Source organism: Bacillus sp. AMCV2 (assembly GCF_056033925.1).
In genome coordinates this window covers 1,013,078-1,025,204 of record NZ_JBVYIB010000002.1, presented here as the reverse complement: position 1 = coordinate 1,025,204, position 12,127 = coordinate 1,013,078, and the positions used below count along the sequence as shown (strand labels likewise).

General features: G+C 43.9%; 9 protein-coding genes. 3 read left to right on the top strand and 6 right to left on the bottom strand.

The features are described 5' to 3' along the window. Window positions 1-78: 78 nt before the first annotated feature. A complete protein-coding gene (gene pdxR / locus AC0OMA_RS05390; RefSeq protein ID WP_181218684.1) occupies window positions 79-1,488 on the top strand; it encodes a MocR-like pyridoxine biosynthesis transcription factor PdxR in 1,410 nt (469 codons plus the stop codon). Between the two features lie 35 nt (window positions 1,489-1,523). On the opposite strand, the gene AC0OMA_RS05385 is transcribed toward pdxR, so the two are convergent. From AC0OMA_RS05385 to citA, 4 genes are all read right to left on the bottom strand, one after another. Beyond that, complete coding sequence (locus AC0OMA_RS05385; protein WP_181218682.1) at window positions 1,524-2,879, bottom strand: sodium-dependent transporter; 1,356 nt, start codon at window positions 2,877-2,879, stop codon at window positions 1,524-1,526. Window positions 2,880-3,001: 122 nt separating this feature from the next. Continuing rightward, on the bottom strand, window positions 3,002-4,399 hold the full coding sequence (bcaP, locus tag AC0OMA_RS05380) for a branched-chain amino acid transporter BcaP (RefSeq protein WP_003245791.1): 1,398 nt from the start codon (window positions 4,397-4,399) through the stop codon (window positions 3,002-3,004). Window positions 4,400-4,648: 249 nt separating this feature from the next. Continuing rightward, window positions 4,649-5,518, bottom strand: a complete 870-nt coding sequence (locus tag AC0OMA_RS05375; protein WP_181218680.1) for an SDR family oxidoreductase — start codon at window positions 5,516-5,518, stop codon at window positions 4,649-4,651. Between the two features lie 73 nt (window positions 5,519-5,591). Next, on the bottom strand, window positions 5,592-6,692 hold the full coding sequence (gene citA / locus AC0OMA_RS05370) for a citrate synthase CitA (RefSeq protein ID WP_047182345.1): 1,101 nt from the start codon (window positions 6,690-6,692) through the stop codon (window positions 5,592-5,594). A 108-nt stretch (window positions 6,693-6,800) separates the two neighbouring features. On the opposite strand from citA, the gene citR reads away from it, so the two are divergent. After that, window positions 6,801-7,676 carry a transcriptional regulator CitR gene (gene citR, locus AC0OMA_RS05365; RefSeq protein ID WP_003233357.1) on the top strand — a complete coding sequence of 292 codons (876 nt, stop codon included), beginning with the start codon at window positions 6,801-6,803 and terminating at the stop codon, window positions 7,674-7,676. 70 nt (window positions 7,677-7,746) lie between these two features. Here the strand turns inward: citR and lytE are convergent, their stop codons facing one another. Continuing rightward, the gene (gene lytE, locus AC0OMA_RS05360; RefSeq protein ID WP_063334956.1) at window positions 7,747-8,751 is read right to left on the bottom strand and encodes a peptidoglycan endopeptidase LytE; all 1,005 of its coding nucleotides are present in this window, start codon (window positions 8,749-8,751) and stop codon (window positions 7,747-7,749) included. A 529-nt stretch (window positions 8,752-9,280) separates the two neighbouring features. On the opposite strand from lytE, the gene phoA reads away from it, so the two are divergent. Next, window positions 9,281-10,666 (top strand): alkaline phosphatase PhoA, encoded by a 1,386-nt coding sequence (gene phoA, locus AC0OMA_RS05355; RefSeq protein WP_251218183.1) that lies wholly within the window; start codon window positions 9,281-9,283, stop codon window positions 10,664-10,666. Window positions 10,667-10,695: 29 nt separating this feature from the next. Here the strand turns inward: phoA and spoVR are convergent, their stop codons facing one another. Then, on the bottom strand, window positions 10,696-12,102 hold the full coding sequence (gene spoVR, locus AC0OMA_RS05350) for a stage V sporulation protein SpoVR (RefSeq protein WP_003233364.1): 1,407 nt from the start codon (window positions 12,100-12,102) through the stop codon (window positions 10,696-10,698). Window positions 12,103-12,127 lie beyond the last annotated feature (25 nt).

Genomic DNA, 12,127 nt, shown 5'->3' with positions numbered 1-12,127 from the left:
ATCATAGCTAATAAATGGCATTTGCCAAATAGCCAATATCAGAAAAAATGACCATGCCAGATATAAAGGAGACATGAGATGGATATTACGCCGTTTCTTGATAAAAAGAGCAAAACACCGCTGTATGAGCAGCTTTATACCTTTTTTAAACAAGAAATTTCACATGCGCGAATAACAAAGGGAACAAGACTTCCGTCAAAACGCAGGCTCTCCAGCTTGCTCGATGTCAGCACGGCAACTATAGAACGAGCTTACGAGCAATTAACTGCTGAGGGCTATGTCAAAAGCAAGGCGAAAATCGGCTGGTTCGCGGCGGAAGTAGAACCAGGCTTCCCGACAGCTCCTGACCATTTTCAACAGTCTGTACAGCCGGGATTACATGAAAAGAACGCACCTGCTATTGACTTCCATCAGGGCAACGTTAATCCGACCCTCTTTCCCTTTAACGCATGGAGAAAAAGCATAGTAAAAAGTCTTGATCGCTATTCCGGATCGTTTCACACCTCTGGCGACCCTCAAGGAGAATACGAACTCAGGCACATGATTGCCCGATTCGTCAAGCTGTCTCGGGGAGTAAATTGCGAACCCGGCCAGATTATCATCGGCGCAGGAACCACCGTGCTTCTGCAAATTCTTTGCCTTTCGCTAAAGCCAGGTACAAAAATCGGCTTTGAAGAACCGGGCTTTCACCGTTCAAGAAGGATGTTTGAAGCAAATCACATGGATGTCACTCCGATTTGTTCTGATGCAGAAGGCGTCCTGCCGGATGAGCTCTACCGTAAGAATCCTTATCTCATGTATACGACTCCTTCGCATCAGTTTCCGATTGGGACCATTATGACGATTACCCGCAGACAGGAGCTGCTGGCATGGGCGGCAGAAACAAATTCATTCATTATAGAAGATGATTACGATGGAGAATTTCGCTACAGCGGCCATCCCATTCCGTCTTTACAGGGTCTTGATCCGAATGGCAGAGTCATATATCTGGGCACTTTTTCAAAGTCACTTCTGCCTTCTTTGCGGCTCAGCTTCATGATTATGCCCCCTGAACTCATGGAACCAATCAAAAACAACGCTCAGTTAATGAAGCAGACCGTCTCTGTTCACTCGCAATTGGCACTGGCAGACTTCATCGAAACCGGAGAGTGGCAAAAACACATAAATAGAATGAGAAGCTTATACCGAAAAAAACACGCTGTCCTGTTAGAAGCCATCCGCTCTGAACTAGGAAACACCGTTGAGATTCTCGGTAAAAACTCGGGGCTTCACATTCTGCTGCGCCTTTTGTTTCCAGCAAGTGAGGAAGAAGCAATACAAGCAGCCGCAGACCACGGTGTAACCATCTATCCCGTGTCTCCCTCATATAAAGAACAGACGCCTTTTGCTTCTGTCTTAATCGGTTATGGCGGTTTGTCAGAAGAGGACATCAGGCTCGGCATCCAAAAACTGAAAACGGCATGGGCACCGTTGATATCATCTTATTAAATAAAAAACAGGCCCCAGAAACGGAGCCTGTTTTTTTAAAATGATAAAATTCCGATTAAATTTAAGAACACGATAATAATGGCAAGCGGCACGATAAAACGAAGCAAATAAAACCATGTGTAAAAGAATGCTTTACCTGCATTTGATCCATTTCGCATTTCAGCCAAGAGTTCGCTTTTCGAAATTTTCAGCGGGATAAATAGAGAAATTAACAGAGCGCCTGAAGGCATTAAAACATTGCTGACGGTAAAATCGGCAATATCAAAAAACGTTTTGCCAAATAGGTGCACATCACTCAATACGCCATAAGACAAGCAGCATGGGATTCCGACCAAAAAGATCAAAAGCCCGCTCGTCCATGACAGTTTTTTTCTTTTCTTTTCGTCCCCTTTTCCGATTGTGGCAACGATAATTTCAACCATCGAAAATGCTGAGGTCAAGGCTGCAAATAAAAATGCAACGAGAAAGCCGATAAAAAACAACGTGCCGAACGGAAGCTGTTCAAAAACGGCCGGAAGCACTGTAAACAGCAGTGTCGGTCCTTCATTTGGCTGAAAACCGAATGAGAAAACCGCCGGAAAAATAGCCAAACCTGCCAAGAGTGTCACAATGATATTCATCAAGACAATGGAGGCTGCCGAACGAGGGATATTTTGTGTTTTCGGCAAATAGGAGCTGTAGGTCACCATCACCGAAACCCCCAGTGTTAACGTAAAGAAGGCCTGTCCCAGCGCGAATAATATGGATTCCGGAGTCAGATCACCGAAATGAGGCACAAGCAGAAACTTTACGCCTTCCATTGCCCCGTTAAGCGTAAGAGACCGAAGAACGAGCAGAATAAACAATAAAAACAAAATCGGCATCATCACCGCGCTTACCCGTTCAATCCCTTTTTGAACCCCTCTTGCGACAACGAGTACAGTCAGTGCCATAAAGACAAGCTGAGCCGCGAGCGTCTGCAACGGATTTTGGATTATAGAAGCAAAAAGAGCGCCATACTGTGCCTGAGAAAGCCCGGACAGTGATCCTGACGCTGTTTTCACGATATACAGCAAAATCCATCCCCCGATTACACTGTAAAACGACAGCACTAAGAAACACGCGGCTACGCCGATCCACCCTGTAAGAAACCAAGCTGATCGCGGCGCTTCTTTTTTATATGCATCAATGGCATTCGTCTGGTTCCGTCTTCCAAAAATAAATTCCCCCACCAAAAGCGGATAGCCTAAGAGGATGGTAAATAACACGAAGATAAGAAAAAAGGCTCCTCCCCCATTGGTCCCCGCTACGTAAGGGAACTTCCAAATCGCGCCCAAGCCGATAGCCGAGCCGGCCGCTGCCATGACGAAACCGATTTTCGAAGCCCATTGGACTGGTTTTTGCTCAGACAATAAACGTCACTTCCTTTCCAGCCTATATTATCTCTTATTTTTGTCTTCATTTCTATAGATTCATTTGCCAAGAACAGAAAAGAGAGCGGCCTGTATGGCCGCTCTCTTTATCAAAAGGTTATTTATTGATTTAATTTTGAATGCTTTCTTGAATACAGGAAATAAATTACCAAACCGATTAACAGCCACACTAGGAAGCGGACAATCGTCACCCATCCCAGATTTAAAATCAAGAACAGGCAGAACAGAATCGCCAGGCCTGGGATCACGGGAACTCCCGGGCATTTAAAAGCTCTCGGAAGATCAGGCTGTTTCTTTCTCAAAACGATAACTGCCACAGAAATCAGGACAAATGCCGACAGCGTCCCGATGTTTACCAGCTTTGCAAGTTCATCCAGCGGAACAAGTGAGCCGAGAAGCGCCGACATCGTTCCGAAAAACCAAGTGGCTACATAAGGTGTTTTGTGCTTTGGATGCACTTTAGAAAGTGAGCCTGGCACAAGTCCGTCACGCGACATGGCAAACATGACGCGTGTCTGCCCGTAAAGCATCACGAGCATAACTGTTGTCATTCCCAGCACGGCGCCAATATCAATGATGCCAGCCACCCAGTTTTGTCCTGCGCTTTGAAGAACTAGAGAAACCGGATGATCCACACCCGCAAATTGAGCAAACGGGATAACCCCAGTCATGATCGCTGATACGGTGACATATAAAATCGTGCAGACCAGTAAAGAGAAAATAATGCCTTTAGGCAGATCCTTCGCGGGATTTTTCGTTTCTTCCGCAGCAGAGGATACAGCGTCAAATCCGATAAAAGCAAAGAATACGAGCGCCGCTGCACTGAATACGCCGCCAAAGCCCATTGGCATAAACGGCTGCCAGTTGTGCGGCTTCACGTAAACGGCTGCCACCGCGATAAACAGCAGAACAACCAGTATCTTCAAGATAACCATGATATTGTTGACTCTTTTTGATTCTTTGATGCCTAAATAAAGCAAATATGTGATCGCCATTACAATGACGAATGCAGGAAGATTAAACAGGGTAAAGGTGCCTTTCACTGCGCCCGGTGCCGCTGTTAAAGCAACCGGAAGATGAATGCCGAGCCCAGATAAAAACGATTGGAAATAACCAGACCAGCCGACCGACACTGCACTTACCGCCAGCATGTATTCTAAAATTAAATCCCACCCGATAATAAAGGCCATAAGCTCTCCCAATGTCGCATAAGTGAATGTATACACCGAACCTGAAACAGGAACACTTGACGCAAATTCCGCGTAAGACAGGGCGGCGAATAAACAAGCCAGCGCCGCCACAACAAATGAAATGGTCAGTCCGGGACCGGCCGTGACTGCACCTGTTCCCGTCAGAACAAAAATCCCTGTGCCAATAATGGCGCCGATTCCAAGCAACGTTAAATCAAATGCCCCTAATTCTCTTTTTAAAGATTTTTCCCCGCTCGTCGCAGCGATTAAATCCTGAATGCTTTTCTTCCTAAAAACGCTCCCTTTCATTCCCCTTCAACTCCCGATCATCTATTTTTATATATTTTATTTGAATTTTCTGAATTCATGAGCAACAATGGTCATTTTTCTTTTTTTCTACTATATTTGTACTGGTCGCGAATCATTCCTTTCTCCTACTCAATATTATATATAAAATTGCAAAAATGAAAACAAAATTGTTAGAAAAATCGACAAATTTTTTATTTTGAAATTTTTTACCATACAAAAAAACCAGCTCTGGAGCTGGTTTTTCGTTGATTACGTTGAAATAAAACGGCCGCCATTCACATGAATGGTCTGCCCTGTCATATAGGAAGATTCGTCAGACGCCAGCAGAACATAGGCGCCTGCATGCTCAACCGGCTGTCCCGGTCTTCCCATTGGGGTATCCAAGCCATGCTGTTTCACTTTTTCCTCAGGGAATGTCGCCGGAATAAGCGGTGTCCAAATCGGACCGGGCGCCACCGCATTCACTCTGATGCCTTTATCTGCAAGCGACTTCGCCATGGAACGCGTAAAGGAGACAATCGCACCCTTTGTGCTAGAATAATCAATTAACGCCGTATCCCCTTCATAAGCGGTAATCGATGTCGTATTAATAATGGCACTCCCCTCTTGCAGGTGAGGCAAAGCTCTCTTCGTCATATGAAACATGGAAAAAATATTTGTGCGAAAGGTTTTTTCCAGCTGTTCTGTTGAAATATTGAGAATGCTGTCCTGGGGATGCTGTTCAGCGGCGTTGTTCACTAAGATATCGAGTTTACCAAAATGGTCCACTGTTTGCCGCACAGCTTGTTCACAATGGTTCTCGTCCCCGACATCTCCCGGGATAAGCAGGCAGCGGACATTCTCCTTTTCGATCCGTTTACGTGTTTCCTCTGCGTCCGAATGCTCGTCTAAGTAAAGAATGGAGATATCAGCCCCCTCTTTAGCAAAGGCAATAGCTGCTGCTCTCCCTATTCCGCTGTCGCCTCCAGTAATGATCGCGACTTTTCCTTTCAGTTTTCCGCTTCCTCGATAATCCTCGTCCTCTGACAGCGGCAGCGGATTCATTTTTGACTCAATGCCCGGCTGTCTGTCCTGATGCTGCGGTTCTTGTCCTTCTGTTTGTCTGTCCATTGGGTTCACATTCATCACTCCTAGACATGTGGTTGATACTGAACGTTACCACACGACAGAAATGAATAAACGCCAAAATATGTTATGAAAGAACTTCTTCGGGAATGGCACCGGTATATTTCGCTGACGGGCGGAAAATCATGTTGTTTTCTGCTTGTTCCAGCACATGGGCGCACCACCCTACCATTCGGCTTGCTGAAAAGGTCGGAGTAAACAATTCATCGTCAAAATCGATGGCCTTCATTACTGCAGCTGCGTAAAATTCAACATTTGTGTACAGCTTACGTCCCGGTTTGTAGATTTCTAGCAAACGAATCGCTTCTGCTTCTACATGCAGCGCAAGATCAAGATCACGGTCATTGCCGGCCACCTGTTCTGCTTTCTGTCTCAAAGCTTCTGCCCGCGGGTCTTTTGTTTTGTACACCCTGTGGCCGAATCCCATCAAGCGCTCTCCTTTTTCGAGTTTTTCTTTCAGATATGCTTCAGCATGTTCTTTTTCTCCAATGTCTTCAAGCATTTTTGTCACCGCAGAAGGAGCGCCTCCGTGCAGCGGACCTTTCATCGTGCCGAGAGCAGCCGTGACGGCTGACACTAAATCACTCTCTGTAGATAACGTGACTCGTGCTGAAAAAGTGGATGCGTTCATGCCGTGCTCCATGGCCAGAATCATATAGGTTTCAAGCGCTTTCTTTTTTGCCTCTGAAGGCTGTTCACCTGTGAGCATATAATAGTAGTTTTCGACATGTCCGTACTGGGAAGAAGGTGCAATTGCTTGTTCACCGCGCGTCCATCTTTTTCTGTATGCAATGATGGAAGGCGTGATTGCAATCAGCCTGATTGCTTCTTCTGTTTTCGGATGGAATGTGTACGTATTTTCCCCCAATGCTGAAACAACCGTTCTCAGCACCGACATATCGTCCATGTTGTTTGGCAGTGATTGAATCAAGCGCTCAATATGTTCCGGAAGATTCCGTTCCGCAGCCAGCTTATCTTTAAATACCTGCAATTCTTCAGTTGAAGGCAGTTTTCCAAATAAAATCAAATAAGCCGCTTCTTCAAAGCTGTGATTCAGTGCGATGTCTTTTGCATGATGTCCTCTGTAAATCAGACGCCCTTTTTCACCATCAATATGGCTGATGGATGTTTCCACACATGTAATTCCCTTTAATCCGTAATGTACCATTTGTATTCCCCCTATCCTTTTCTGTTATTATAGTAAATATAATATTTAAAAAATAATGAATATTTTAAAGGGAATTAATTAAAAATATTAATCAGAGGGAGAATAGAAATGGATTTCAAATGGCTTCACACCTTTGTGACCGCTGCAAAATATGAAAACTTCCGAAAAACGGCGGAAACGCTTTTCTTATCTCAGCCCACTGTGACCGTACATATCAAGCAATTAGAAAAAGAAATCAGCTGCAAGCTGTTCGAGCGTAAAGGCAGGCAAATCCAGCTGACTGATGAAGGCAGGGCGTATTTGCCGTATGCGCTCAGGCTTCTTGATGATTATGAAAACAGCATGGCAGAGCTTCACAGAGTGAGACAAGGCTACTCTCAAACCTTACAGCTCGCGGTTTCTCCGCTTATTGCAGATACAGTGCTTCCTTCTGTCATGAAGCGGTACACAGCAATGAATACGGAAACAGAAATGGCGGTTACGATTTTCGAATCAGCGGAAATCGCGTCACTGATTAAAGCCGGGGAAGCAGATATCGGACTAAGCTGTTTAAAGGTACAGTCTTCTTCTTTAAGCTGCCACTGCTTATACAAAGACCCTGTCGTCCTTGTTGCCCCGCCCGATAAGCGTTTCATAGAAGACAACGAAATTGATGCCAAAGAGGTGCTCGAACAATACCTGCTTTTGACCCACAATCATCCTGATTACTGGGACGACTTGCTCCGTCAAGTCAGAATGACTTTTCCATTTGTGAGAACAATGAAGGTCACTCAAACACATATAACGAAACGGTTTATCAAGGAAGGACTCGGAGTTTCATTTCTGCCTTTATCTACAGTAAAGCGTGAGTTAGCAGAGAAACAGATGATCAGAATTCCTTATCAGTCTGTACAGCTGCCCTATGCAGGCGCTTACGCGATTGCCCTTTATGAAAATAAGAAAGAAAAAAAATTCTTGGATTTTTTATCACATTTTCATTTTTAGGAGCAACCAAAACGCCTGTGCTCCGTCTAATGAAAAAAACCCGTTCCAATGAACGGGTTTTCTCTAAAAATTAGAATCTTTTCGCACCGAGGTAACGAGGCTTCCAGTAGCTGTTGTTCAGGCTGCTGACTTGTACGCCGTCAGACCCTGCATGAATGAAACTGTTGTTTCCAATGTAAATCCCCATGTGAGAAGGGCCGGATTTATATGTTGTGAAGAAGACGAAATCACCAACAGACGGGCTGGCAATGCTCTTCATAGAACTCCAGTATCCTGCAGTGCTTGTTCTGCCCACACTTGTTTGTTTATTCAGTACGTACCAAATGAATCCGCTGCAGTCAAAGCCGGAAGTTGTCGTTCCGCCCCATTTATATGGCGTTCCGACTAACGCTTTTGCATCAGAAACCAGTTTGCTCACATTAAGTGATGTAGATGACGTTTTGCTGCTTGAAGATGATGAAGATGAAGCAGGTTTTGAGCTGCTTGTGCTTGTTCCTTTCACCTTCAATACTTGGTTGACATAGATTACATCTGATTTTAAGCCGTTTAAGCTTTTTAATTTGCTAACCGTAGTGCCGTATTTGCTCGCAATTTTAGAAAGGCTGTCTCCGCTCTTCACTTTATAAGTAGAAGTGGAAGATGATGACACTTTTGATGAGCTGGAGCTGCTTGAACTAGTTGAACCTTTCAGTTTCAGGACTTGTCCAACACGAAGCAAATCTGATTTTAAGCCATTCAGCTTCTTCAGTTCATTGATTGTCATGCCGTATTTTTTTGAAATTTTCCAAAGGCTGTCCCCGCTCTTTACTTTGTATGTAGAAGAAGAGGAAGAAGAACTGCTGCTTTTTGAACTTGTAGATTTGCCGTTAATCGATAAAGTTTGTCCCACGTAAATAATGTCTGAACGAAGGTGGTTCTCTGATTTAATTTTACTGATCGTTGTGTCGTATTTTCTTGAAAGATCCCATAACGTGTCGCCTTTTTTCACCTTAATGCTTTGTGCAGATGCCGCTCCTGCAAATAACGTCGATCCTAAAACAACTGCTGTCGTAGCTGTAATGATTTGCTTTTTCATATTTTCCTCCCCAAATGTTAACTCTCTATATATGTATCTCTTTTTTTTAATTATTCTTATTGATTTCTATTATAAGGATAGATTCCCATCAGAAATAGTCTTGACTTCATGTGACAAATTTCTTAATTATTCGTTCTAAAAAAAAGTTTTTAAGGGTATTAAATATTTCATTTTCGTTGCAAAGGTGACAAAAAATGAGTGCTTTTGTCATGTTTTATGGGATGTTTTTCAACATAAAGGAAATAAATGAAAAACTTTCGGGGTCGGCTCACATATCGGAAAAATGAGTGATAAAGAATATTCGAGGAGAGCTGCGGTTATCCGCAGTTTTTTTATTTAAACAAACATATCATGCAAAGACAGAGAGGTAAAGATTTTTCTGAAAAATGAATGCTTTACATCAAATAAGGCAAGATAACGAAAAGTGTTTTTTCATTTCCTTACAAGGCTTTACTTATTGTTTACATAATCAACAGCCGCATTTAACAAAATTTCCCTAACATGATAAATGGAATACATTAAAGGAGGCATGAAAAAAATGAGTTTGTTTCAAAATATGAAATCAAAACTTCTGCCAATCGCCGCTGTTTCTGTCCTTACAGCTGGAATCTTTGCCGGAGCTGAGCTTCAGCAAACAGAAAAGGCCAGCGCCAAAAAACAAGACAAAGCTGAGATCAGAAATGTCATTGTGATGATAGGCGACGGCATGGGGACGCCTTACATAAGAGCCTACCGTTCCATGAAAAATAACGGTGACACACCGAATAACCCGAAGTTAACAGAATTTGACCGGAACCTGACAGGCATGATGATGACGCATCCAGATGACCCTGACTATAATATTACAGATTCAGCAGCAGCCGGAACAGCATTAGCGACAGGCGTTAAGACATATAACAATGCAATTGGCGTCGATAAAAACGGAAAAAAAGTGAAATCTGTACTTGAAGAGGCCAAACAGCAAGGCAAGTCAACAGGGCTTGTCGCCACGTCTGAAATTAACCACGCCACTCCAGCCGCATATGGCGCCCACAATGAATCACGGAAAAACATGGACCAAATCGCCAACAGCTATATGGATGACAAAATAAAAGGCAAACATAAAATAGACGTGCTGCTCGGCGGCGGAAAATCTTATTTTAACCGCAAGGACAGAAACTTGACAAAGGAATTCAAACAAGCCGGCTACAGCTATGTGACAACGAAACAAGCATTGAAAAAAAATAAAGATCAGCAGGTGCTCGGGCTTTTCGCAGATGGAGGGCTTGCTAAAGCGCTCGACCGTGACAGTAAAACACCGTCTCTCAAAGACATGACGGTTTCAGCAATTGATCGCCTGAACCAAAATAAAAAAGGATTTTTCTTGATGGTCGAAGGGAGCCAGATTGACTGGGCGGCCCATGACAATGATACAGTAGGAGCCATGAGCGAGGTTAAAGATTTTGAACAGGCCTATAAAGCCGCGATTGAATTTGCGAAAAAAGACAAACATACACTTGTGATTGCAGCTGCTGACCATACAACCGGCGGCTTTACCATTGGCGCAAACGGGGAAAAGAATTGGCACGCAGAACCGATTCTCTCCGCTAAGAAAACACCTGAATTCATGGCCAAAAAAATCAGTGAAGGCAAGCCGGTTAAAGATGTGCTCGCCCGCTATGCCAATCTGAAAGTCACATCTGAAGAGATCAAAAGCGTTGAAGCAGCTGCACAGGCTGACAAAAGCAAAGGGGCCTACAAAGCCATTATCAAGATTTTTAATACCCGCTCCAACAGCGGATGGACGAGTACCGATCATACCGGCGAAGAAGTACCGGTATACGCGTACGGCCCCGGAAAAGAAAAATTCCGCGGATTGATTAACAATACGGACCAGGCAAACATCATATTTAAGATTTTAAAAACTGGAAAATAAAAAGGATGCAGAACGCTGCATCCTCTTTTTTATAAATATCTGCGGTGAACACCTTTTCCGTCGTACGAAAACATGACTTCCTTATCCTCAAGCACAGACTCAATGTGCACGCTTCTACCCCAAAGCTGGAATAAATAAGGAAGCACCTTCTCCAAATATTTCAAATCTAACTCTATTCCCTCATACCAATGCTTAATATAGAGTTCGTTATTTTTCATATAATCGCCGTCGTTTACTGTCAAATATGGAAATCCGCCATTTACCCGCATGCTTACGAGCTGGTCGCGCACCGACTTCCACTGTTTATCGATGATTTTATAATCTCGGCCCTGTTTTTGAAACAAATAAAGATCCTCGCGCATGACCAATTCTTTGGTTAAATAATTGCGGATGAAAGAGATATCGGATTCAATCTCCCTGACCTCAAACATTTTCTCCCGGCCGGAGTCAGGCTGCACGCCCATTTTCTTCATTTCCTCCGTCGGGTTGTTGTACCTCTTTTCAATGTCTTCAAATATTTTCAGCCCTAAATAATAAGGATTAATGCCTGTTTTGGACGGCTGAACGACACCTGCATTCAGCTTGGCGAACTCGATCGCTTCATCAGAGGTCAAATCAAGCTCACGTATAATTCGCTGGTGCCAATAGGAAGCCCAGCCCTCATTCATAATCTTGGTTTCCAGCTGAGGCCAGAAATAAAGCATTTCCTCTCTCATCATCGTTAATATATCACGCTGCCATGGCTCCAGCTCCCGGGAATGCTCCTCGATAAAAAGCAGGATATCTTTTTCAGGCCGCGGCGGGAACGGTTTTTTCGATTTTTTCACTTGTTTTTTCGGTTTCTTTTCATCCAAAGACCATAGATCATCGTAAGGCGTGGCTGCCTCTTCAATCTCCTCTTCCTCATCATCCACACTCCATTGGAGCTTTGGTCGGACCAACGACGGATCGATATGCTCCTGAATCGAAAGGATCGCATCTAAAAAAGATTCGACTTCTTTAATCCCGTGAACCTGCTCATAGTGTTTTATCCGTTCAGCCGTTGCCGCCATGCTTTCCACCATATCGCGCTTCGTGTTTTGGAAACGGCAGTTGTTTTTGAAGAAATCGCAATGGGCAAGAACGTGTGCGACAATCAATTTATTTTGGATCAGTGAGTTGCTGTCCAGCAAAAAAGCGTAGCATGGATCTGAGTTAATGACCAGCTCATAGATCTTACTTAACCCTAGATCATAGTGCAGCTTCATCTTGTGAAACTGCTTGCCGAAGCTCCAGTGGCTGAATCTTGTCGGCATCCCGTACGCACCAAATGTATAAATAATTTCAGCCGGGCAGATTTCATATCTCATCGGGTAGAAATCAAGGCCGAATCCTTTTGCAATTTCGGTAATTTCCTCAATTGCCCGCTGTAATCCCTTTTTCTCCTCCGCGTTCAACCGAATCCCCCCTACTTGGACTTAT

Excerpts from the sequence above, each read along its gene's own strand:
- phoA (WP_251218183.1), top strand. The coding sequence starts at position 9,281 with ATGAAAAAAATGAGTTTGTTTCAAAATATGAAATCAAAACTTCTGCCA.
- lytE (WP_063334956.1), bottom strand. The coding sequence starts at position 8,751 with ATGAAAAAGCAAATCATTACAGCTACGACAGCAGTTGTTTTAGGATCG.
- pdxR (WP_181218684.1), top strand. The coding sequence starts at position 79 with ATGGATATTACGCCGTTTCTTGATAAAAAGAGCAAAACACCGCTGTAT.
- citA (WP_047182345.1), bottom strand. The coding sequence starts at position 6,692 with ATGGTACATTACGGATTAAAGGGAATTACATGTGTGGAAACATCCATC.
- bcaP (WP_003245791.1), bottom strand. The coding sequence starts at position 4,399 with ATGAAAGGGAGCGTTTTTAGGAAGAAAAGCATTCAGGATTTAATCGCT.
- citR (WP_003233357.1), top strand. The coding sequence starts at position 6,801 with ATGGATTTCAAATGGCTTCACACCTTTGTGACCGCTGCAAAATATGAA.